Genomic DNA, 22,169 nt, shown 5'->3' with positions numbered 1-22,169 from the left:
AAATTTTAAATTTATAATTTTCGTTAGCGTATTTTTCTTCAAAATTGCTGACAGTACCCCTTCTTTAAATTTATTAAAATACTTTCCACAATTTTTTCCGAAGCTATTACTTAAAATCCCCTTTTATTACGATGCCCCCTTCCTCCTTCTCTCCAAAAAGGTAATACTCTCAATCACAACTTCAGTTCTATATATTTTCTTTCCTTTTACATCATCGTAATTATTCGTATGAATACGCCCTGTAATTCCAACAAGTGATCCCTTCGTACAATATTCTGTTACATTTTCAGCTGCTCTTCGCCAAACGACACAATTTATAAAATCTGCTTGTTGTTCACCTAAACTATTTCGAAATCCTCTATTCACTGCAACACATATTCGTGCATAAGCGACGCCTTGTTTTGTGTAGTATAATTCTGGATCCTTTGTCAATCTACCGATTAATACAACTCGATTCATCATAAGTTATACCACCTCGCATGTTTTTCTTCATTGTAAAGAAAAATGTGTGAAGGGTAAAAAGGATAAAATTATATATTTCTAAAGTAAAAAGGATTACTTTGCATATAAAAAAGCAAAAAAGAAACCCTACATATTATGAACATGTAAGGTTTCAAGATATATTATATTTCACTGCAAGAGATGTAATACCCTCCGCGAGCCATCTTTATTTCAGCGCTAAACAATGCATCGTCTAAGTAGAATGTAATCGGTTTAACTTTACCCTCAAATTTTAGTAGTTCATTACATTCAGCTGCATACCCTTCAATGGCTGAAATAATGCATTCTGCTGACGGATATGTTAAAGCATCATCTAGTTCTATGAAAAAACTTTTAGAAAATAGTTTTTTCATAATCCCTTTCTTCTCTTTCATCATATTCCATCCCCTTCCATTCAAACTTCTAACATCCACATTATACCATTCATTCAATTTATCTTTGAAAATAAAAAAATCCTGCACATTTCATGCAGGATTTTTTCATTAGTCATTTTTCGTAAAGTAAGAAACGAAACGAAGAATTTCTAAGTATAACCATACTAGAGTCATCATTAGACCCATTGCACTGTACCATTCCATATATTTTGGAGCTTGGCTACGTGCACCGCTTTCGATTAAATCGAAATCTAGTAATAAATTTAATGCAGCAACTACAATAACAACCGCACTAATGATAATACCGATTGTACCGCCCTGGTGAATATATGGAACAGTTACACCGAACATATTTAATAAGAATACGATTAAATACATAACCATAATTCCCATTGTCGCTGCAATTACACCCGTACGGAATTTATCAGTTACCTTTACAACGCGTGTTGCATATAAAACTAACATTGCAAATAGAATTGAAATTGTAAGTAATACAGCGTTTAAAACGATAGAATCGCCAAATTTCATTGTATAAACTGCTGAAATACTTCCTAATACAACTCCTTCTACCGCCGCATAAATTGGCGCCCCAATTGGTGCCATTCGCGGGAAGAAGATAGATGCAAATGCGATGATTGCCGCAATTACTAATGCACCAATTAACACTGGCATTTTCATCGTACCCTGCATCATCTGTATGTATGAATAGACAGACGTTGCAAGTAGCAAGATAAGCATGATAAACGTTTTGCCTACTGTTCCGCCAATAGTCATCGCAGAAGCGCTTGCTCCCTCTTTACGAAATGCCTCTTTTTTCAACATTGGATTAGATGTTCTCATTTTTTCCCTCCTAAAATAGGTTCTACCAATAGTGTAAAGTTTTTCTCTTTACTTTTCAATATATGCAGCTTGTTTTTATTTTAATCCTTCAACGATATCTGATAGTTCACTCCATCTTTCCATCGTTTTTTCTAGCTCTTCTTCTGTTTTCTGCTGTGCTTCAGATAATTCTTGTGCCTTTGTGAAGTCAGATCCAACTTTCGCAAGTTCTTCTCCAATTGACTCAATTTTCTCTTCTAGTTCGGCAATTGTATCTTCAATTGTTTCCCATTCACGCTGCTCATTGTATGAAAGTTTACGTTTACGTTGTTGTTTTGGAGCTGCTTCTACTACTTTTTTCTCTTTTTGAACTTCCGCTTTCTCAATAAGTTCTTTCGTTTTTTCCATTTCTAAATAATCTGTATAACTACCTAGGAACTCACGCACTTCTCCTCCGCCAGTAAAGATGAACAGTTCATCTACTACTTTATCTAAGAAGTAACGGTCATGCGATACAGTTAAAACGACACCTGGGAAATCTTCTAAATAATCTTCTAGTACTGTTAATGTTTGTGTATCTAGATCATTCGTAGGTTCATCAAGTAATAGTACGTTTGGTTCCCCCATTAAAATACGTAATAAATATAAACGTCTTCTTTCACCACCAGATAGTTTACCAAGCGGTGTACCATGTGAATGCGTCGGGAATAAGAAACGTTCTAACATTTGAGATGCACCAATTACTTTTCCATCTGTTGTATGAATAACTTCTGCAATCTCTTTAATGTATTCAATCATACGCTGATTTAAATTCATCTCTTCATTTTCTTGCGTATAATAAGCAACTTTTACAGTTTGTCCTACTTCAACTTCACCACTATCAGGAGATAACTTGCCTGCAAGCATATTTAATAGAGAAGATTTCCCGCTTCCATTCGCCCCAATAATTCCGATACGATCGCCTGGTTTCACAATATGATTAAAATTATGTAATACCGTCTTATCGCCAAATTTTTTCGTTACATCTTTTAACTCAAGTACTTTCTTTCCTAAACGACTTCCACTTAGTGCAATATCAACTGACTGTTTTGCAGCTGGCCCTTCTTGTTCCTTTAACTCATCAAAACGCTGAATACGCGCCTTTTGTTTCGTAGAACGGGCTTTTGCACCACGGCGAATCCAAGCAAGTTCACGACGATATAAATTTTGGCGTTTGGATTCTTGTGCCAATTCTTGCTCTTCACGAAGTGCTTTCGCTTCTAAAAATGTACTATAGTTTCCTTCGTAGCTATATAGTTTACCATTATCTAATTCAAAAATACGATTCGTCACACGATCTAAGAAATAACGATCATGGGTTACAAGTAATACCGCCCCTGTATATCTTGCTAAATATTCTTCTAACCATTCAACTGTCTCATGGTCAAGATGGTTCGTAGGCTCGTCTAAAATTAATAAATCAGGTGTTTCAATAAAACATTGTGCCATTGCGATACGTTTTTTCTGTCCACCAGATAAATTCCCAACAGTTGCAGTGAAATCTGTAATTCCTAATTTCGTTAGAAGAGATTTCGCATTTGCATTTGCTTCCCATGCACTCATTGCATCCATACGTTGCTGCACTGCAAATAATTGTTCCTGTACTTTTTCATTACTTGGATCTTTTTCAATATTTAATAGTGCTTTTTCATAATCACGAAGAAGACGAATTAAAGGTGTATCACCATGGAACACTTGCTCTAATACTGTTAGTTTTTCATCAAACTCTGGTTGCTGTGATAAATAACTAATTGTATATCCACGTGAATGCGTCATTTCACCTGTATCAGGAGTTTCTAACCCTGCAATAATTTTTAATAATGTTGATTTACCAGTACCATTTACACCAATAATTCCGACACGTTGTCCTTCTGTAATACTACATGATAATCCATCAAATAACGGTTTTTCTCCGTATGATTTCGATAAGTTCTCCACAGTTAACATTTTCATATTTGTGCATTCCACTCTTTCATAAATTGTTCTATAAACTGTTCCATATAACAATGACGAACTTCAGCTTCTTGTTTTGCTGCGTTCGTATTCATTAAGTCTTTTAATTTTAAAAGTTTTTCATAAAAATGATTTAAAGATGGATCGTTATTTTTTCTATACTCTTCTTTCGTCATTACTTCACGCGGCGGAATTGTTGGATCATACATTAATCTCCCTTTCGCTCCGCCATATGCAAAAGTACGTGCAATCCCAATTGCTCCAAGGGCATCTAAACGGTCTGCATCTTGAACAATTTTCCCTTCAACTGACTCAACTGCGCCGCCATGCCCACCCTTATAAGACATATTGGCGATGATATGAAGAATATGTTTACTTTCTTCCTCATCTACATGTAACTCTTCTAACCAATCAGAAACTTTTTTCATTCCTGCTTCTTCACTTTCATTTAACTTTTCATCTGCCACATCGTGAAGTAATGCTGCCATTTCAATTATAAAACGATTTCCTCCTTCTTGCTCGGATAAAGAAATCGCCAGTTTATGTACGCGCTCAATATGATACCAATCATGCCCACTCGCATCTTTTTCTAAAATATTTTTTACAAAAGTAATTGTTTTTTTAATCTTTTCTTGTTTTTTCATTTTATCTTCACCCAGTTTCTTATTGTAACACGCCCGCCTTTTTTCATCACATATTTTCTTGTCCGCCCATACACTAGGTGGTAGGCATCATCATGAAGGAGGAATAAACATGTTCTATAATAATCAACCACCTTATCCACAACAACCATTTTACCCTCAGCAACCGGAACAAAGATATACAGAACAATATGAGGAACAAGAATTACAACAGCCAGAACAACAATACGAACAAAATCCATACGCTACACCGCAAGCTCAAGAACAACAAAATCCATACGACACACGTCCAAATTATGAATATCCTCAAAATCCATATGCAGCACCGCAAACTCAAGAACAACAAAATCCATATGACACACGTCCAAATTATGAATATCCTCAAAATCCATATGCAGCACCGCAAACTCAAGAACAACAAAATCCGTATGTAACTCAGCCACAACAACCACAATACCAACAACAAATGTATCAACCCAACTACGACGCACGTGTCTCACCACCTAAACCACCAACAATTGATCCAACGCAACCACAAATTTTACCACCAGGTCCGACTTTAGATATTACACAACCACAAATTTTACCACCTGGGCCTATTACAGAACCGACTCAACAACAAATTCAACAAGTTGTCGGTACACAATTTTTACCTTTAAAGAAACCTGTATTAGATTTCGTAAAACCTTGGGTAGATTATGGTTTAAATGAAGCGAAACATACTTCACATAAACACGCTTTAACAGAAGTCGCTGCGATTATGTTTTTAGTTGGAAAAGGATATAACCCCACAATTGCTCATTATATCGTTGAATCTTGGGAGAAGAATGAGCAGTTTTAGGGTTGTTCATTTTATATTATATAAAACTACAAAAGTGTCACAAATGCCTGTCATACAAGCATTTGCGACACTTTTTATTAACTACACTAATGCTTATTACTAAAAATTCAACTTTAAAATATAAATAAAAAAAGAAAAGGACGATTTCTATCGCACTTTTCAAATCACATCCTATAAAGGCACTCTATTAGGATCTTCTCTTTCTAGGACCTACAATTAATTTAATTGCTGTTCTTTCTTGATTATTGATAGAAATCTCTTGAAATGCTGGAACAAAAGCCAAATCAACACCACTTGGAGCAACAAATCCTCTTGCAATCGCAATTGCTTTAATTGCTTGATTTAAAGAACCTGCCCCAATTACTTGGATTTCCACATTGCCATTTGCTCTTAGTACACCTGCTATTGCACCTGCAACTGAATTTGGACTTGATTTTGAAGATACCTTTAATATATTTTCCATGTAAGTTGCTCCCTCTATTATTTAATAGCTCTTTCGTTACAGTTTTAAATATTTCAACGTATCTTTAACTATTATTCACACCAAAAGCAAACAATGCTTCCTATGTAAATGAATTCGATACCTTTCGTCTTCTTCCTGCCCAACTGCACAAATAAAAAGTAACGAATAAAGACTCTAATATACAAACGTTTAAATAGGAGCAATTCGCTAAACGACAACATTATCGCACCAAAAAATAACAATGCTACTTTTTCAGGTGCAATTCGTATAATAAGCGTTTCATCAATAATTCAATTTATTTAGAACTTCAGTTCATTTTTCTACCAAATTATTAATTTTTTCGTCTTCAAAAATCGTTATACATATTATTCTAATAAACTATATTTCACCATTTGAGTGCTTTATATTCCAAATCTACCACCTTATACAGGATAGGCATACATGCCAATAGTAGTTCATTTACATATACTACTATGTATCTTACATTTATTAATCATCAGGAGGTAATATATTGGGTTCATACTATCGTTCTTCAAACTCGTATAAAAGATGTTCCTGCCACGATTCACATAAACCATCAAAGCCAGCTTACGGTACTTTCTGGAAAACTGAGTTTATAACTGTTCCTTTTGGTGGTTCTTTCCCATTATAGAACGTAACCCCCTATTTCATTATTCTGTTAACCTAATAAACATAAAAAATTGCCGTCCCCTTCTAACACAAGGTTTCGGCAATTTTCATATCAAAATCTATTCACTCTTACTTCTCCACATAAACCGACTTAACAATCGTACGATTATAAGGTTTTCCTTCTTTATTTATCCCTTTTATATCCATCGTAACGTTATATACCCCTGGTTGCTTTATGTCCTTCAAAGCACCTGTAAATGTATTTGTATTAACATTTTGTAATTCATTAAATTCAGAGACTAGCTTCCCTTCTTTATTAACAACTCTTACTGTTATGGAAAGATTTCCTTTCATTTCAGGTGCCGCAGGTGATTTTTTCAGTTTATACTCTGATTTGTTAATTTTGACTTTTGTTGGCATTTGAAGAACGAATGGCGCGCCACTTTTGTGATCGCTTACAATTAAGTATGCATCTTTCGACTGCTTCGCCATCATTTTAACTCTCCATTCTCCTACGTCCATTTTGTCAAATTTAAATGTACTAATTGTTGCCCCATTAAAGAAAGATTCACCTTCACCAGTAGTTATCGTACTATCTTTATTTGTATACACTTTTCCTTTTGGAGATATTAGTTGTATTTCTACATCAGAAGCAGCTGTTAATACAGAAACCATTCCTTCTGCCTTTTTATCAACCGCCACAGCTTGCTCTATCCACTGACTTTGTGGCAATTCTCCCCCTAAAATATTTTGATTAGAAGTTGTATTTAATTGCTCTATATTTTCTTCTGAACTATTACTTGGTGCTACTAAAGGTGGCACGCCTACATTTGCAGTACGTAAATATGGTTCAATTCGTGCGAAAACAGCTGATCCTTTTCGTATATTGTCATGATCAAATTTGGAATCTGTAAATAAATGTGTGCCATATGGTAGCTTAGCACTCCATTCATTTACTAATCCATCATTCGAGCCGTACGATGACAAATATAATCCGCCCATAGATAACGCAGAAAATACTGGTCCCCAGCTAGTCCCAGTAGCCGTATAGTAACGGTTTAATTTAACTGCTGGATTATTATCTATCGTTGAGCGAAATTTTGCCATTTCCCCTATCTGTAACGCGTACGTACCATCATCTTTTTGACCTAATATAGAAGCAAGCCAACCTGCCCACCAACTATATGATAAATCCGCTAAATTTGAGCCGTGATGTGGTGTCGCAAGTGTAATAACATTCCCAACAAATCGATTCGCACCATATCCAACTAATGCCGCTTGTGTATCTATACCACCTTTACTATGCGCTACAATAGTAACCTTTTTACCGAAATGATTATATATTTCTTCCAGTTTTTGTGCTAACAATTTTCCGTTGTCCCACTGACTAGCCGATCCTTTCCCTGCCGCATCATATAATTGAATAAATACCGTTTGATATCCCGCTTTCAAAGCATAGTCATACATATCATTTATATCGTGATATACAGTCTTTCCATACCAACTATCCGCATTACCATTTCTGCCTTGTACAAAGAGAATTGGAGGCTTATTCTCATCATAATTAGTTGGTTTTTGTCCTAAAAACCAATCGCCAGGTGTAAATACTTCTGTATCAGGAAACCCCTTTCCAAGCTCTTTTACAACTTCTGCCCTTACATTTGTGCTAATCGATGGAGCCATGATAAAAAATATAATTAGTAACGCAACACATCTTCTCATTAATCGCATGTTACTCCCCCCACTTTTTTTGAAAGAAGGTGCTCTTTGTAATAATTTATATTTTCTCCCTTAATAATAGCTAATCTTTTTATTTGAAAAAGATGTTAGCCCTATATTCAGGTGATTACTCGTACACCCTCTTCCTTAACTCACGTTATTCTCTTCGTTTCCATCTCTTCCTTTTGAGTAAACACGACAAAAAAATTTCTCAATAATTGTTAACTTCACTACATCAAGATGTTTTTCAAATCATGATTGTTTATATAAAGCATACAAATCTTGAAAAAATTTTATTAAAAAAACATTTTATTACTAATTAGTTATTTAAAAACATAATGAAGATATGTATTTTCTTTTCATTACATACAAACGAATTTAAAAGGAGCTTGTATTGTAAGACTTTCTTATGACTAAATATTTAACTGAAATTTCAAAATATAAAATCATATTTCCAGAAACATATATTATGATAATTTTCGCAGACTTGAATTAAGTTTTTAGAAGTACTAACCTATCGGTAAGCAGAAGAAAATTCTGTAAAAAGAAAGGAGAATGCTTTATGATGACCAATTTACAAAAGGAGTTTTTTAAACGATTAAAAATTCCCGCAAAAGAACTAACATTTGATGATTTAGATGAAGTCCTCTTAAAAATGGGAATGATTTTCCCCTATGAGAATCTTGATATTATGGCTGGTACTATTAAAAACATTTCAAAAAATAACTTAGTAGAAAAGTTACTTATTCAAAAAAGAGGCGGTCTTTGTTATGAATTAAATTCCTTATTGTATTACTTTTTAATTGATTGTGGGTTTCAAGTATACAAAGTAGCTGGTACTGTATACGATCTTTACGATAATAAATGGAAACCTGATGATGGTCATGTCATTATCATTTTAAGTCATGATCATACAGATTATATTGTGGATGCAGGTTTTGCATCTCATCTCCCTTTACATCCAGTCCCTTTTAATGGCGAAATCATATCTTCTCAAACGGGAGAATATCGAATTTACAAACGAAATACCCGAAAAGGTACACATATTTTAGAAATGCGAAAAGGCGCAAACGGCGAATCTACAAGTTTCTTACAATCTGAACCTTCAACCGAATGGAAAATAGGCTATGCTTTCACTATAGATCCAATAGATGAGAAAAAAGTGAATAACATTCAAAAAGTAATTGTAGAGCATAACGAATCGCCTTTTAATAAAGGGGCTATCACTTGTAAATTAACTGATTATGGTCACATATCATTAACGAAAAAAAATTATACAGAAACCTTTAAAGGCACAAAAAATAAACGACCAATAGGTTCTAAAGAATATGCTCGCATTCTTCGTGAATCTTTTGGAATCACTCAAGAGAAATATGTAGGAAAAATATTAGAAAGAGGCTAGTTGATTAAAAATATTTCATAATAAAGCAGATTCTATATATAGAATCTGCTTTATTTTATAATTTTTTATAGCGTAATTCCTTATCAGTGTTACTCTTTTAAAAGACTAGTATTATTAAGCATTTCTTTTTGTGCCATGTATTACTTACATTTCAATTATATACTCATCATCATATTTATCGTATTGTAGCCCTGCTCCTATTTTTGATTCCGTAACTTGATCCCTTAAAAACGGTGCGGCTTCCATTTTGCTAGTTGCAATTTCAATTCCATATTTTTTCGTTAAATGAGCTAACTCTATTAAAAACCACTCTCTTCGCAATGAAACTGGAATATCTAATGTTCTTCTTTCCATATATAATAGCACCTCTTTTATTTTCATAACTTAAAAGAATATCACTTATCAAAACTATCGTTCATCACAAACGCCAATGAAACATTATAGTATATGCATGTCCATTTTAAACGTGCTAATATAAAACACCATTATAGTTTACATAAAATAATTATGTAATAGTAGAAAGAGGAGGCTTGTCCTCCTCTTTCTACTATAGAGATTTAAATTAAGAACATCTTGGTACACCAAAAGCTAAAAATAATGCTGCTACTCCTGCTGTAATCGGTACTTTTAACGTAATTACATCGTCTACCTTCGTTACTAAAAAGTACGCATTACCTTCTTGTAATATACAATTCACTAACAATTGAAATTCCATTCAAATCTCCTCCTTTCAATCGATATACTTTAATTTATGAAATTTCTTTAAAAAAGTAATAGGAAATATATCTATTTTTCTTTATATACACATTAATTGTTTATATATATCTATTAAAAATATTAATTTTCGAAATGAATATAAAACGTGTATTATCCAATAAGTTCCTATATAATCAATAGAGAAAATCTTGCAAATGGAAGTATGAAAATGGCTATTTTGAGTAATATTGGTGGCGTATTATTTCTATTTGCTTTTAATCTTTTAATCTTATGTATCCTTTTCATTCTTTAAGAAAAATGGAAAAGCAAAACAATATGGTCGTCCTACCGTTATCTTTTTTATTATTTCTATTGTATTAATAATGACCGGTACAACAAAATCTGAACACCCAGTTATCGAATTTTTTACTTTGGCGTTGTATATCTTCCAACTCATTAAAGATTGGAATAACACTTTCTAATTTCTTTTTATCGATACGTTCATTTACAAGATCCCGTCCTAACATTGAAATGAATGTACCAATTATAACCGCTTGTGCTGGTTTAGTTAATTTGGCTTTATCCATCCTTCATCCCTCCAAAATAAAAAGCACCCGAATGGATGCTTTTTCATTAAGTATTACATTTGCATTTCAATTATGGTAAATGAAGTTTTATTCTTCTTCCAATCACCTAATCTTATTTACATTTATCTGTTTCAGCAATATTAAGTAACTAAAAGAAGAGCAAAACCCCTTCTCCGTTTATACAACGTAAATTGCAATTGAATGTGAAATGAAGAACAACCATTCATCCAGCCTGCAACCATCACCACCAGTTATGAAGATCCATTTTCAGAGGAATTTTATGAGCAATGTTTTCGTCCACTTCTCACAATACAAATATATCACGTTAACTCCAAAACGACCGGCACATTTACTGCAAAAAAGCGATCACGAATCTGCCACCTTTCTTTAATTGATTGTAGCTCTTATTCTATTAAGTAATGAATCTTTTAATTCCCTCTCATCTTTCCAAACAATATGGCTATATTGTCTAGTATCAAAATGCAGATTTGCTAAGTCATTTTCCCTGCAAGTCCATATTACAGGTTTACCAAGTCCCATTGCATAGCCGGCTTCAAAATAGACGTCACCTCTATGTTCAGTAAAATCTGCAATTATAAATTTACTTTGTCTTATTTTAACTATAATCTCATCATCAATTTTGTTATTGTGTTCCACTTTATCAATTCGAATAGGCTCATAACCTGCTTCTTTTACAGCCGTTGCAATTGCATTCTGATATAGACTATCCATTTTTGGACTAAATGACATAGCGACAAACACCTGCTTAGTATCCGCTTCTCTTCCCTTTTCTAATTCTGCAATACGATTCCACCCTTTTGCTGTAACTGTAATATGTGCAGGAAAATCTGCTGCAGATAGCTTAGATATCTCAATTAATTCGTCCTGAAATAATTGGTTCGCTATATATTTCATTTCCAACAAATGAACACTCTGTACAAAAAATAGAGATTTATCTGATTCACGAATATATAATGGGTCACCTGGAAATTTTGACAATTTAGCTAAGTTTATTAATGACTCATCCAATCTATCAGAAGCACTATCTGGATATTCACTTAATAGATCCGCTAAAAGATAAATAGGATACGGAAATTCTGAAAGATTTTCATCTGGTCGATTAAGAAAAATCATTATTTTTCCCATCCCTCTAATGTTTCTCTTTCTTAAAATTGCAGAAAGTTTTCTCTTCTGCTCTACATTTAATTCGATTCTCGCTTCTTCAATCATGGAAAATGTGCCACAATTCTCACATTTATATTGCTCTGCACGTCCCCCTCCCACTCCTACTAATTGGGGTTCCTCAATAGAGTTTTGACAAACCGGACATCTTTCCCTCATCACAACCACCACTTTCTTGTTTATAGCATAATATTAACATATAAATAATTGACTTACCCTTATCTTATATTGTGTGTAACTGATCCTATCACTGAATCCCTTGCTATCATTAATTTTATTTAACTTTCTCTTTTGAGTTACACAGTACAAAAATTATGAGTAGCTGTATAGGGAGGGATACCACCAGCATTTTTCAAAATAACCTACGCTATGCGGGAACATAAAATAAAGCTGCCCATATGGACAGCTTATTTACATAATTCTCGAAAGTGGAAGTTAATCAACGAGGGTTGAATCTCAATATTTTCTTGATTTAATGATAATAGAAGATGGTCTCCGTTTTTCATTTATTAATTCTGGCATTTTTTCTAATCCTGTTGGAGTTGACTCTGGCTCAATAATTTTCTCAATTACAAAACCGTTGTCTATAAGAGTATTAATTAATGTTGAAATTGTTCTGTGATATTTAACAACACCATCTATCCACCAATGTTCCTCTCTTTTTCCTTCTTCTTGATAATTATCTAATGCCCAATGCAATCTGTTTCCATTATTATCCTTAAACCAATTATTCATTTCCTTTCGAGCTGTTACTATTGGATGTTCTGTTGAAAAGATAAATTCACCATCATTTTTTAACAGATCTCTTATTTTCTTAATTAGATGTGAGTAATCTTCTATGTAATGTATAACTAAAGAACTTGTTATTAAGTCGAATTTTTGATTTGGCAAATTAAGTTCTTCTATTGGTACACACATATAATCTATTTTTTCGTTTTTGTTATACATTTCAGCTTGTTCAATCATATTTCTTGAGATGTCCACTCCTATAACTTTCGAGGCACCATTTTCTACACAGTACATAGAAAAATGACCAGTTCCACATCCCAAATCTAATACAGACTTATCTGTAAGATTAGCAATTATAGATTTAATTGCTGGCTGTTCAACAAAATCATTAAAGGTAAATCCATTTTCACGTAATGACTTATAATTTTTAAAGAAAAACGGATTATCATAAATGTTTTGTTTCATTATATACCTCCTATAATACAATCTATATTTTTTATATTCTAGGGGGCATCCAAAAATTCCTATATTAACCAAAATACACTTCAACTAACCTGCCATTTAGTTGAATAAGGAACAGTGTATATCCTATACATGTTAGGTTGACATAACGTCTCATTATCGGAAGTGAAATGTGCTTATACATCCAGGCTGTTGATGATAGCTAATATTTGATGATCTGTCCATTTGCCATTAATCTTTACATTTTCTTTAGCTATACCTTCTTTTTTAAATCCTACTTTTTCTAATACACGAATAGATGCTATATTGCTAGGCATAGCTCCTGCTTCAATTCTATGTAGTTTTAATTCTCTAAATGCAAAGTCTACAACAAGTCGAAGAGCCTCTGTTGTATAGCCCCTTGAATTATGCTCCCTATCTAAGGTAAATCCCGTATAACAGCTTTGGGCGGGATCCCTAGCAATTTGAGTTAATGAAATGTCTCCGATAAGTTTATCAGTTGCTTTTAAAAAGATTCCAAAAGCGTAAACTTGATCTTCAGCTTTCTTTTTTAATGCTCGTTCAATGCGCATTTTTTGATGTTTTTCTGTATAAAAGACTTCTGGGAGTAATGGACAAACTCGTTGAAAAAATTCGCGATTTCTAGTGTGTAAGTTAGCTAACTCGCTCGCGTCAGAAATTTTGTAAAGTCGAAGATATATTTGCTGTCCTACGATTTTCATAAAAAACCTCCGATATCCTTTTAATACAATTTTATTCTCGTCAAATCTTATAAATTCCTTTTTTATATTATATTCATGTTAAGCTAACATGACGTCTCATTATCGATAACAAGGAAAGGTGGGCCCATCCTCTGACAAAGGAATTTCCTTTTTTTGTTCTACAGATTTATGCATTATTTTATACATTCCTATCCTGACGCAGGTTTTCGGGTTCTCTTTTGTTACTGAATTATCCAAAAACTGTATAAATTTTTGTATGCTCTTAGCATGGGGGTTTTCAAAAACGGTGACGGTACCCCTAGATTTAAAAAGAAAAAAGCAATGATTCGATTTCAAACCTAGTCATTGCTTTATCTATTGCATCTTGATTTACACCTATATAACGTAACATGACCTTCTCTGAAGAGTGACTGAATATCTCCATGATTAATGTGCTATGTTTTTCGTTTGCATGTACATATGGTACCCGTACGTCTTTCTTAGCGTATGCGTTCTATTTCATCTAAACTAAACTCTGCTGCGGCTATACTTAATATCTTATATTCCATACTACGACCGATAGGACGATTCTTTCATTGTCTACTTTGTAATAGGTATTCATGATCTTCTCTTTCTTCTATAAACCATTTCAGTTCTCTTTTTAATGCTGCAGTATTTTGAATACGTTTTTGTTTTCCTGTTTTCTTTTCCCTCATAGAGATATGACTCGTTTTTACATCTTCTACCTTCAATTTTAAAATGTCAGAGATTCTCAAGCCTGTATTGATTCCCATAATGAATAAAATTTAATTTCGTGCACACTTCTCCTTAAAATACTCTTTTAGCTGCTGTATTTCTTCTGGATCACGTATCTGCTGAACAAAATTCATTATTCATTACCTCCAGTTTCTTCAGTCTCATATACTTCTAATCTAAGAGCAACAGCTAATTTATAAAAAGCACTAGATCTATTTCGTCTATACGTACGCTCACTCATACCAACATTTGCTAAAGCAATATCTTCTGCTGGCTTCCCTACCATATTTGTTGGACCATGATATCTTACCTCGCTAGATGCTGTAACCTTCATCTCATTTCTAATCATCCCAAATTGTCTATAAATACGAACATTTTCAAGAATCTCTTCTAAACGAACCTGCGTTGCTTTGCGATCAATTTTAGGTAAGAAAGTTAATTGCGCCATATATAAAAACACCCCTTATACATTTTGTTAATAAAAAAGCGGAAACCAAACTATAGAGCAATATTACTAATGCTCTTATAGTTCGATGTCCGCTGATTCTTCCAGTAGGACTATATTTATAGATATTGTTATATCATTTTCTCATATTTTAGTGATTTTCTTATTAGAAAAAGATTATTTTGTAACAAATTTATAAAATCCATCTTCATTGAGCACTTTATATCTAAAAGGAGTAATTATGAAAATTTTGGAATACATATTACTTAGATTGGTTGGATTGCATTATTCAGAACATGGTGGGCTATATTCTTTCATTGAGTGTTTTTAAATCTCAACATCCATTATAATTTTTAAAGAAAACTTTTTAGATCAAGTAGCATATCATACTAGACAAGGATATATTCCACAAAATTTTGAAAGGAGGACTCTTTATGAATACAACTTTAATTTCTCATTTTTATAACGAAGAGTATCTGCTTCCGTGGTGGTTAATGCACCATACAAAATTATTTGATCATGGTATTCTTATTAATCGTGGGTCTACTGATCGTTCGGTTGAAATATGCAAATTATTTGCACCTCATTGGGAAATCCGTGATTCAAAAGTATTAGAGTTTGATGCCGTATTAGTTGATCAAGAAGTAATGAACATAGAAAAAGAAATTACGGGCTGGAAAATGGTGTTAAATACCACTGAATTTCTTTGCTGTTCTAATAAAGAAGAGTTTTTTTCATCACTTACTAAATTAAAAAGAAAGATGTATTCCATTAGAACTATTTTAATGGTAGATGACCCTATGCATGCCTACACTAAACCGAGATATGGAATTCCACTTGTCAAACAACGTTTTCATGGAATAGTAATTCAGCCTAGTCCTCTTACCATTTATAACGGCGGTAGATTAATTCATAATTATTCGCATGGTAACTATTCAGTAGGAAGACATAACTCGTTCTATTCGTTTACTATTTACAAGTATCCTGCTTTCATTTTAAAGTTCTTTTACAGTCCATGGAACAACGCTATGAAGGACCGGAAACTACAGATTGGTCCTACTCTTTCTAAACATAGCGCCCAGAATGGTTTGGGTACTCATCATCTTGTAACACTAGCTAAATTAGAAGAAAATTATCTACACTATGCAAACTTAACTAGCGATCTTCGATTAATGCCAGAATATCAATTGTTATTTCCAGATTTATGTTTTCCAAATTAATTATTGTATCTATAAATCAACACAATCCATAATTATTCAAATAACGCTTTTATGAAAAGTTATTTCTCTTAAATTATTCAGACATTTTCATGGCTTATTTTCATATATTCAGTATTCCCTCAATACACTAAGAAAAGTATACAAAGTGAATGGAGGTTAAATATGCTTATCACAAATATTTATGATTTTATAGCCAAGTATGGGCGTCCCCCTCACTTTCACAAAGATTTCCCTTTAATCTTATTTTGGAGCCAAAAAAGCGGCTGCACTTCACTCGCATATTGGTTCTTTTATCACATTAATTTGTTTAAAGAAGTTGTAAAATATAGCCCATTTGTTCATAACTATGAATTTGAAATTTATAAAAATTCCATACCATATTTCACTGATTTAGCCAACGCATTACAAGCAAAAGAAAAAGACACGTATAAATTGGTAAGAAACCCTTTCAAAAGAGCTGTAAGTTCCTTTATTTCTCTTATACCAGCGCCATATTACGAATCCACTGAGTGGAAGCCAATCCGTCGTTATCTTTATGGTGATGAATCTTGCAATAAAAAGATTTCCTTTAAACTGTATTTATATTATTTAAAAGCGCATGCACCAAATTTTGAAGGTGTAAACCCACACTTCACACCTCAATATATACAAGGAGAAGAAGAGTTCGTTACAAATTACATTTACCTTGAAAAATTCTCTACCCATCTGTCTATCTTAGAAGACAAACATTGTTTAAAAAAATCTCCATTAAACGGATTAATAAACTCGTGGCATCACCAAAGTAATCTAGCAAATTACAAAGGTAACTATGCAGATGGTGATATTACAGATCCCTTATTCCCAAGGCATCCGACCTATGATAGTTTTTATGATGAAGAAACGATTCAATTAGTTGAAGATATCTTCAAAGAAGATTTCACTACTTACAAATATCCCTCAACATTACTTTAAAATATAAACATTTTCCTTATCATAAATTCATAATTATTACAGAGAAACTTAAGCCACCTACTTAAGTTTCCTCATAATACTCCTGCAAATTGAAGTTGGGCACTATTCTAATAGTGCTCTTTTTAATGAATTTCAATTTTCAAAAGATTTCTATTGAGTCCCCCTCCAAAATAACTATTTTGTTCGACTTTCTATTAAGCTCTTTTTTAATAAACCTTACAAATTCGTAATACTATTGTCACCTAAATAGATAGTTAATTGGTTAATTCTGGTTTAATATAACAGACTGTTAGATTGATTAAATAAAACATTATTGGTAGGTGTGACACTTGATGGCAAGAAAATTATTACGCTACGTAATTGTAAGTATGTTTTTTCTAACTATTCCGATTATATTTATACATTTTGTATCGGCTCAATCCATTCCAAAAGAATACAGTGAAGAATGGCCCACAGTAAAAAAAACTGCTGAACTAGTTACAATTGGTTACTTTAAAAAAGAGAAGACTCTTGATATTGTAATAAAAAAAGTTGAGCCTCCGGAAGAATATAGAACACATGAGATTTACCTATTCGGACATGTTGCTGACGATAAAAAACAAAAGATTTCTGCTATTGTAAATTTTAGTGAGAACTATTCAATTAGAGATACATCTGAAGATTTATTTTAAGTCAAAGAGTATTTAACTTATGTTAGATGCTCTTTTAGCTAAAATAACGCTTTTGTTAAGATCCACGCATCCATTTCTTAGGTGAAAAACTTTTATAAAGGCATTTTTTTAGACAAATTTACCAGATGAATTAACAGAAACTTCGTGTTATTCTTAATTTGTTGAATAACCCAATACATTCAACAATGCTCTTGACTGCATACTTAGTATGCAACCATCCATCCAGATACCTTAGCTAATACGTCCCCAAAATCGTTATTATTGCTAAGGTATCTTTTTAGATGCCCTGTGTGCAGGGCTTTTTTATTTCAGTGATAACGCTCTTTTTCCCATATAATTATTGATGCTTGTAGTCCCATTTCTTAACAAAATTCAAATTTGATTATATTAACCGAATTTTTCGCTCTTCCATACGAATTACTTTTCCATTTTGAATATACAAATGATTGTTCACCAAATCCACCTTGAGGTGGTTCTATTAGTTGGACCTGACCATTTTTAACAACATATATTCCGTTTATTTTCAAAACTGACACATAATAAGTGATTTATATCACCACATTGATTTTAATATATTGCTATTCTTGGTTTAGTTATCACATTAAACTTTATGGAGGCATTCATATGGAACATACATTTACTGAAACTTCTATTGTCGGTGAGATTGTTACACAATTTCCGAAAGCTAGTGATCTTTTTAAATCATATAGAATAGATTTTTGTTGTGGTGGTAATAAACCACTTATTGATGCAATTAATGAAAGAAATTTATCAGCAACAGAAGTACTTACAGAGTTAAATACGCTTTATGATAAAACAAAACTATTAAACGAGTCTGAAATTGATTGGAAAAATGCATCTTATCGCGAATTGATTGATTATGTTATAAATAAGCACCATCGCTATTTAAATGAAGAGTTGCCACAATTAAGTCCGTATGTAACGAAAGTATTACGCGTCCATGGAGCTAGTCAGCCTCATTTAGCTCAAATTCATAAGCTATTTCATGAACTTAAGATGGAATTAGAACAGCATTTAATTAAAGAAGAAACAGAAGATTTCCCATTAATTTTAGAATTCGAACAACATCCAACTGATGAAAACTATGCAAAATTACGTAAAGTAGTGGATGAGTTAGAGAATGAACATAACCACGCTGGCAATATTATTAAAGAACTTCGTAAAGTGACAAATGACTTTACTCCTCCAGAAGGAGCTTGTGGCACTTATCGACTTGTTTACCAACGTCTTGAAGCTCTAGAATCTGATTTATTTGAGCATATACATTTAGAGAATAACATTTTATTTCCACGTGCAATTACGAAAGCATAGATAAAGCACAGGACATGAGTATACATGCTCATGTCCTGCTTTTTCATTGTGTAAGAAATAGTCACACTTCCCCTATCATTTCATTGGGCAGCTTACTATTATTTAATTAGGTGCGGGTCTCTTCACTCCCCCACCTACCCATATAAAAAATTCCCTTTCACTTATCTCTCCACATAAATCCGAATTTTAACAATTTGTGAATCATTATTAAGATGTGATAAATATCACATCTCCCTCTTTTTTTATTTTCTATAATAGAAACATAATATACTTTGTTCAACATTTCACATAAAAAAGGGGAAATGAATATGAAAAAACGTTTAGTTATGATCGGAAATGGTATGGCTGGCATACGCTGTATGGAAGAAATATTAAAACATGATAGTGATTCATATGAGCTTACTATTTTTGGAGATGAACCACATCCAAACTATAATCGCATTATGCTCTCTCATGTTTTACAAGGCAAAACAAATATGCAAGATATCATTATGAATGACTACAGTTGGTACGAAGAAAATGAAATAACCTTGTATACAAACGAAAGAGTTCAAAGTATTAACCGAGAAGAAAAAATCATTATCACAGAAAAGAATCGTACTCTTACATATGACAAACTCATTATCGCAACAGGTTCTAGTGCTTTTATTTTACCTGTTGAAGGTTCTACCCTTCCTGGTGTGACAGGATTTCGAACAATTGAAGATACACAATTTATGATTGATACTGCTAAAGATAAGAAAAAAGCCGTTGTCATCGGCGGTGGGTTACTTGGCTTAGAAGCCGCAAGAGGTCTTATTGATTTAGGAATGAACGTACATGTTGTTCATTTAATGCCGAGCTTAATGGAGCAACAACTAGATACAAAAGCAGCTTCTCTCCTTCGTGAAGATTTAGAAGCACAAGGCATGAAATTTCTCATGGAAAAGAAAACGGTAAAAATTCTTGGTACAGACCATGTTGAGGGCATTCAATTTGAAGATGGTGAAGTTGTAGATTGTGATTTAATTGTAATGGCAGTCGGGATACGCCCGAATACGCAAATAGCAAAAGATGCTAGTTTAATTGTAAATCGCGGTATTGTAGTCAACGACTATATGCTAACAAATGATGAATCCATTTATGCCGTTGGTGAATGTGCAGAACATGACGGTATCGCATATGGACTTGTTGCTCCTCTTTATGAACAAGGTGCGATATTAGCAAAACATATAACGAATTTACAAACTGATGGATATACGGGCAGTATCGTCGGTACACAATTAAAAGTTGCAGGTTGTGATTTATTCTCTGCTGGCCAAATTTATGAAGATGACCAAACGAAAGCAATATCCATCTTTGATGAATGTAAACGTTCCTATAAAAAAGTATTAATTCGTGACAATAAAGTCGTCGGTATCGTTTTATATGGTGACACAGCTGACGGTACACGCCTCTTTAGCATGTTAAAGAAAGAAGAGGATATACAAGAATATACAGCCGCTTCCCTTCTCCACAAAGCTGGTGAAGAAAGTGCACTTGACGTTGCTACAATGAGTGCGGATGACACGATTTGCGGATGTAATGGTGTTACGAAAGGTACAATCGTTCACGCCATTTTAGAACAAGAGTTAACGACTTTTGAAGAAGTTAAGGGCTGTACGAAAGCCGCAGGTTCTTGTGGTAAATGCCGTCCGCTTGTGGAACAAGTTTTATCTCATACACTTGGAGATGCTTTTGATGCCTCAGCGCAATCTGCCGGTATGTGTGGATGTACAACTTTATCCCGTGATGAAGTCGTAGCGGCCATTCACGAGAAAGGCTTAAAATCTCCAAAAGAAGTACGAAATGTTCTTGGTTTTATACATGAAGAAGGCTGTTCAAAATGTCGTCCTGCTTTAAACTACTATTTACGTATGGCGATTCCAGAAGAATATGAAGATGATAAATCGTCCCGTTTCGTTAATGAAAGAATGAATGGTAACATCCAGCACGATGGTACATTCTCTGTTATTCCACGCATGTACGGAGGCGTTACAACAGCTGATGATTTAATGAAAATTGCTGAAGTTGCGAAAAAGTACGATGTTCCTCTTGTGAAAATTACAGGTGCAAGCCGAATCGGCTTATATGGTGTTAAGAAGCAAGATTTACCTAACGTATGGGCTGACTTACATATGACTTCGGGATATGCATATTCAAAATCGCTTCGTAATGTAAAATCATGTGTTGGTTCTCGCTTCTGCCGTTTCGGTACGAAAGATTCATTAGGACTTGGTATGTTGCTTGAACAATCATTAGAAATGGTAGATACACCTCATAAAATGAAGATGGGTGTAACGGGCTGTCCGCGTAACTGTGCGGAAGTACTGACGAAAGATTTTGGCGTTGTTTGTGTCGAAAATGGATACCAACTTTATATTGGCGGAAATGGTGGTACGGAAGTACGCGAAGCTGATTTTGTAATGATTGTCCCTACTGAAGATGATGTCCTTCGCATCGCTACAGCTTATATGCAATATTATCGTGAAACTGGTATTTATGGAGAGCGTACTGCCTACTGGACAGAACGTTTAGGCTTCGATCATATAAAAGAAATACTGCAAGATGCAAATATGGTCACTAAGTTAAATGAACGTTTCCAAAAAGCTCGTGGCACATATAAAGAAGCATGGGGACAAGCACTAGAAACGAAATCATTAAAAGCGATGTATGAAGTAGAAACTGTGAAATAAGGAGCTGTGATCTATATGATACAAACGAAAGAAAAAATAAAAGTTATGCGTGCGGAAGACCTTCCTATTCAAATCGGTAAAGAGGTGCAAATGAATGGTATGTCTATCGCCCTATTCCGCCTTTCAAATGGAGATATTCGAGCTGTAGAAAATCGTTGTCCTCATAAAAACGGACCGTTAGCAGAAGGAATTGTATCTGGAGAATTCGTCTTTTGTCCACTGCATGATTGGAAAATTTCATTACTAACAGGTGAAGTGCAAAAACCTGATGACGGCTGTATCCAAACATACGAAGTAGAAGTTATTGATGGTGACATTTATATAAACATGTAATTTACGAA

23 protein-coding genes and 3 pseudogenes are annotated in these 22,169 nt (G+C 33.7%); 10 read left to right on the top strand and 16 right to left on the bottom strand.

The genetic code is table 11. From position 1 onward, the window contains the following. Window positions 1-126: 126 nt before the first annotated feature. From F0362_RS10850 to F0362_RS10830, 5 genes are all read right to left on the bottom strand, one after another. Entirely contained in the window at window positions 127-462 is a 336-nt protein-coding gene (locus F0362_RS10850; RefSeq protein WP_053446426.1) for a single-stranded DNA-binding protein, read from the bottom strand. A 161-nt stretch (window positions 463-623) separates the two neighbouring features. Further along, window positions 624-878: a DUF4318 domain-containing protein gene (locus F0362_RS10845; RefSeq protein ID WP_053446427.1), complete on the bottom strand. Its 255-nt coding sequence runs from the start codon at window positions 876-878 to the stop codon at window positions 624-626. Window positions 879-983: 105 nt separating this feature from the next. Further along, window positions 984-1,715, bottom strand: coding sequence for a Bax inhibitor-1/YccA family protein (locus tag F0362_RS10840; RefSeq protein ID WP_001260657.1), 732 nt, complete (start codon window positions 1,713-1,715; stop codon window positions 984-986). A 75-nt stretch (window positions 1,716-1,790) separates the two neighbouring features. Further along, entirely contained in the window at window positions 1,791-3,686 is a 1,896-nt protein-coding gene (locus F0362_RS10835) for an ABC-F family ATP-binding cassette domain-containing protein (RefSeq protein ID WP_000783187.1), read from the bottom strand. Further along, window positions 3,683-4,330, bottom strand: coding sequence for an HD domain-containing protein (locus tag F0362_RS10830; RefSeq protein ID WP_053446429.1), 648 nt, complete (start codon window positions 4,328-4,330; stop codon window positions 3,683-3,685). Before F0362_RS10830 ends, F0362_RS10835 begins: the two co-directional genes overlap by 4 nt. A 109-nt stretch (window positions 4,331-4,439) precedes the next feature. Between F0362_RS10830 and F0362_RS10825 the strand changes: the two genes are divergently transcribed. Then, window positions 4,440-5,168: a hypothetical protein gene (locus F0362_RS10825; RefSeq protein WP_000499664.1), complete on the top strand. Its 729-nt coding sequence runs from the start codon at window positions 4,440-4,442 to the stop codon at window positions 5,166-5,168. A gap of 187 nt (window positions 5,169-5,355) precedes the next feature. Here F0362_RS10825 and F0362_RS10820 read toward each other — a convergent pair whose 3' ends face one another. After that, window positions 5,356-5,631, bottom strand: coding sequence for a stage V sporulation protein S (locus F0362_RS10820; RefSeq protein ID WP_000427795.1), 276 nt, complete (start codon window positions 5,629-5,631; stop codon window positions 5,356-5,358). 511 nt (window positions 5,632-6,142) lie between these two features. On the opposite strand from F0362_RS10820, the gene F0362_RS30515 reads away from it, so the two are divergent. Then, on the top strand, window positions 6,143-6,283 hold the full coding sequence (locus F0362_RS30515) for a hypothetical protein (protein WP_162533026.1): 141 nt from the start codon (window positions 6,143-6,145) through the stop codon (window positions 6,281-6,283). A gap of 107 nt (window positions 6,284-6,390) precedes the next feature. On the opposite strand, the gene F0362_RS10815 is transcribed toward F0362_RS30515, so the two are convergent. Next, complete coding sequence (locus tag F0362_RS10815) at window positions 6,391-7,992, bottom strand: esterase/lipase family protein (protein ID WP_001238674.1); 1,602 nt, start codon at window positions 7,990-7,992, stop codon at window positions 6,391-6,393. A gap of 550 nt (window positions 7,993-8,542) precedes the next feature. On the opposite strand from F0362_RS10815, the gene F0362_RS10810 reads away from it, so the two are divergent. Then, window positions 8,543-9,382 (top strand): arylamine N-acetyltransferase family protein, encoded by an 840-nt coding sequence (locus tag F0362_RS10810; protein ID WP_000988913.1) that lies wholly within the window; start codon window positions 8,543-8,545, stop codon window positions 9,380-9,382. Between the two features lie 144 nt (window positions 9,383-9,526). On the opposite strand, the gene F0362_RS10805 is transcribed toward F0362_RS10810, so the two are convergent. After that, window positions 9,527-9,736: a hypothetical protein gene (locus F0362_RS10805; RefSeq protein ID WP_149889757.1), complete on the bottom strand. Its 210-nt coding sequence runs from the start codon at window positions 9,734-9,736 to the stop codon at window positions 9,527-9,529. Window positions 9,737-9,944: 208 nt separating this feature from the next. After that, a complete protein-coding gene (gene exsG, locus F0362_RS10800; protein ID WP_000395673.1) occupies window positions 9,945-10,097 on the bottom strand; it encodes an exosporium protein ExsG in 153 nt (50 codons plus the stop codon). 210 nt (window positions 10,098-10,307) lie between these two features. Between exsG and F0362_RS30900 the strand changes: the two are divergent. Then, window positions 10,308-10,536: pseudogene (locus F0362_RS30900) on the top strand (calcium-binding protein); the annotation flags it as partial. On the opposite strand, the gene F0362_RS10790 reads toward F0362_RS30900, so the two are convergent. The 6 genes and pseudogenes from F0362_RS10790 to F0362_RS10760 all read right to left on the bottom strand — a co-directional run bounded on the left by F0362_RS10790 (window position 10,456) and on the right by F0362_RS10760 (window position 14,943). Further along, entirely contained in the window at window positions 10,456-10,665 is a 210-nt protein-coding gene (locus F0362_RS10790) for a hypothetical protein (protein ID WP_000356390.1), read from the bottom strand. The pseudogene F0362_RS30900 and the gene F0362_RS10790 overlap by 81 nt on opposite strands. A gap of 387 nt (window positions 10,666-11,052) precedes the next feature. Further along, window positions 11,053-12,006 (bottom strand): TIR domain-containing protein, encoded by a 954-nt coding sequence (locus tag F0362_RS10785; protein WP_001209143.1) that lies wholly within the window; start codon window positions 12,004-12,006, stop codon window positions 11,053-11,055. Window positions 12,007-12,303: 297 nt separating this feature from the next. Next, a complete protein-coding gene (locus F0362_RS10780; RefSeq protein ID WP_000812398.1) occupies window positions 12,304-13,041 on the bottom strand; it encodes a class I SAM-dependent methyltransferase in 738 nt (245 codons plus the stop codon). Window positions 13,042-13,214: 173 nt separating this feature from the next. Next, entirely contained in the window at window positions 13,215-13,760 is a 546-nt protein-coding gene (locus tag F0362_RS10775) for a GNAT family N-acetyltransferase (RefSeq protein ID WP_000706291.1), read from the bottom strand. A 304-nt stretch (window positions 13,761-14,064) separates the two neighbouring features. Next, window positions 14,065-14,629: pseudogene (locus tag F0362_RS30895) on the bottom strand (tyrosine-type recombinase/integrase). Continuing rightward, window positions 14,629-14,943 carry a hypothetical protein gene (locus tag F0362_RS10760; RefSeq protein ID WP_000068017.1) on the bottom strand — a complete coding sequence of 105 codons (315 nt, stop codon included), beginning with the start codon at window positions 14,941-14,943 and terminating at the stop codon, window positions 14,629-14,631. The pseudogene F0362_RS30895 and the gene F0362_RS10760 overlap by 1 nt, the downstream one beginning before the upstream one ends. 431 nt (window positions 14,944-15,374) lie before the next feature. Here F0362_RS10760 and F0362_RS10755 point away from each other — a divergent pair, with 431 nt between their 5' ends. The 3 genes from F0362_RS10755 (at window position 15,375) to F0362_RS10745 (ending at window position 17,782) form a co-directional block, all read left to right on the top strand. Beyond that, window positions 15,375-16,160 (top strand): glycosyltransferase family 2 protein, encoded by a 786-nt coding sequence (locus tag F0362_RS10755; protein WP_001098389.1) that lies wholly within the window; start codon window positions 15,375-15,377, stop codon window positions 16,158-16,160. Window positions 16,161-16,322: 162 nt separating this feature from the next. Continuing rightward, entirely contained in the window at window positions 16,323-17,111 is a 789-nt protein-coding gene (locus F0362_RS10750; protein WP_000909242.1) for a sulfotransferase family 2 domain-containing protein, read from the top strand. Window positions 17,112-17,443: 332 nt separating this feature from the next. After that, complete coding sequence (locus F0362_RS10745) at window positions 17,444-17,782, top strand: hypothetical protein (protein ID WP_000101563.1); 339 nt, start codon at window positions 17,444-17,446, stop codon at window positions 17,780-17,782. A 382-nt stretch (window positions 17,783-18,164) separates the two neighbouring features. On the opposite strand, the pseudogene F0362_RS10740 reads toward F0362_RS10745, so the two are convergent. Next, window positions 18,165-18,330 (bottom strand): annotated as a pseudogene (locus F0362_RS10740) (DUF3954 domain-containing protein). Between the two features lie 76 nt (window positions 18,331-18,406). Here F0362_RS10740 and ric point away from each other — a divergent pair. The 3 genes from ric (at window position 18,407) to nirD (ending at window position 22,161) form a co-directional block, all read left to right on the top strand. After that, window positions 18,407-19,114 (top strand): iron-sulfur cluster repair di-iron protein, encoded by a 708-nt coding sequence (gene ric / locus F0362_RS10735; protein ID WP_000401367.1) that lies wholly within the window; start codon window positions 18,407-18,409, stop codon window positions 19,112-19,114. Window positions 19,115-19,422: 308 nt separating this feature from the next. Next, window positions 19,423-21,828 carry an NADPH-nitrite reductase large subunit gene (nirB, locus tag F0362_RS10730; protein ID WP_000746952.1) on the top strand — a complete coding sequence of 802 codons (2,406 nt, stop codon included), beginning with the start codon at window positions 19,423-19,425 and terminating at the stop codon, window positions 21,826-21,828. Between the two features lie 15 nt (window positions 21,829-21,843). Then, entirely contained in the window at window positions 21,844-22,161 is a 318-nt protein-coding gene (gene nirD / locus F0362_RS10725; protein WP_000616697.1) for a nitrite reductase small subunit NirD, read from the top strand. Window positions 22,162-22,169 lie beyond the last annotated feature (8 nt).

Source organism: Bacillus sp. BS98 (assembly GCF_008432245.1).
In the GTDB taxonomy this organism is placed as follows: Bacteria; Bacillota; Bacilli; order Bacillales; family Bacillaceae_G; genus Bacillus_A; species Bacillus_A toyonensis.
This window is presented reverse-complemented; position numbering and strand designations above follow the sequence as displayed.

Bases quoted from the DNA above. Each gene is read 5' to 3' on its own strand.
- F0362_RS10825 (WP_000499664.1), top strand. From the start codon at position 4,440: ATGTTCTATAATAATCAACCACCTTATCCACAACAACCATTTTACCCT.
- F0362_RS10830 (WP_053446429.1), bottom strand. From the start codon at position 4,330: ATGAAAAAACAAGAAAAGATTAAAAAAACAATTACTTTTGTAAAAAAT.
- F0362_RS10820 (WP_000427795.1), bottom strand. From the start codon at position 5,631: ATGGAAAATATATTAAAGGTATCTTCAAAATCAAGTCCAAATTCAGTT.
- F0362_RS10755 (WP_001098389.1), top strand. From the start codon at position 15,375: ATGAATACAACTTTAATTTCTCATTTTTATAACGAAGAGTATCTGCTT.
- F0362_RS10760 (WP_000068017.1), bottom strand. From the start codon at position 14,943: ATGGCGCAATTAACTTTCTTACCTAAAATTGATCGCAAAGCAACGCAG.
- nirD (WP_000616697.1), top strand. From the start codon at position 21,844: ATGATACAAACGAAAGAAAAAATAAAAGTTATGCGTGCGGAAGACCTT.
- F0362_RS10845 (WP_053446427.1), bottom strand. From the start codon at position 878: ATGATGAAAGAGAAGAAAGGGATTATGAAAAAACTATTTTCTAAAAGT.
- ric (WP_000401367.1), top strand. From the start codon at position 18,407: ATGGAACATACATTTACTGAAACTTCTATTGTCGGTGAGATTGTTACA.
- F0362_RS10790 (WP_000356390.1), bottom strand. From the start codon at position 10,665: ATGGATAAAGCCAAATTAACTAAACCAGCACAAGCGGTTATAATTGGT.
- F0362_RS10835 (WP_000783187.1), bottom strand. From the start codon at position 3,686: ATGAAAATGTTAACTGTGGAGAACTTATCGAAATCATACGGAGAAAAA.
- F0362_RS10840 (WP_001260657.1), bottom strand. From the start codon at position 1,715: ATGAGAACATCTAATCCAATGTTGAAAAAAGAGGCATTTCGTAAAGAG.
- nirB (WP_000746952.1), top strand. From the start codon at position 19,423: ATGAAAAAACGTTTAGTTATGATCGGAAATGGTATGGCTGGCATACGC.
- F0362_RS10745 (WP_000101563.1), top strand. From the start codon at position 17,444: ATGGCAAGAAAATTATTACGCTACGTAATTGTAAGTATGTTTTTTCTA.
- F0362_RS10810 (WP_000988913.1), top strand. From the start codon at position 8,543: ATGATGACCAATTTACAAAAGGAGTTTTTTAAACGATTAAAAATTCCC.
- F0362_RS10780 (WP_000812398.1), bottom strand. From the start codon at position 13,041: ATGAAACAAAACATTTATGATAATCCGTTTTTCTTTAAAAATTATAAG.
- F0362_RS10850 (WP_053446426.1), bottom strand. From the start codon at position 462: ATGATGAATCGAGTTGTATTAATCGGTAGATTGACAAAGGATCCAGAA.
- F0362_RS10775 (WP_000706291.1), bottom strand. From the start codon at position 13,760: ATGAAAATCGTAGGACAGCAAATATATCTTCGACTTTACAAAATTTCT.
- F0362_RS10805 (WP_149889757.1), bottom strand. From the start codon at position 9,736: ATGGAAAGAAGAACATTAGATATTCCAGTTTCATTGCGAAGAGAGTGG.
- exsG (WP_000395673.1), bottom strand. From the start codon at position 10,097: ATGGAATTTCAATTGTTAGTGAATTGTATATTACAAGAAGGTAATGCG.
- F0362_RS10750 (WP_000909242.1), top strand. From the start codon at position 16,323: ATGCTTATCACAAATATTTATGATTTTATAGCCAAGTATGGGCGTCCC.
- F0362_RS10815 (WP_001238674.1), bottom strand. From the start codon at position 7,992: ATGCGATTAATGAGAAGATGTGTTGCGTTACTAATTATATTTTTTATC.
- F0362_RS10785 (WP_001209143.1), bottom strand. From the start codon at position 12,006: ATGAGGGAAAGATGTCCGGTTTGTCAAAACTCTATTGAGGAACCCCAA.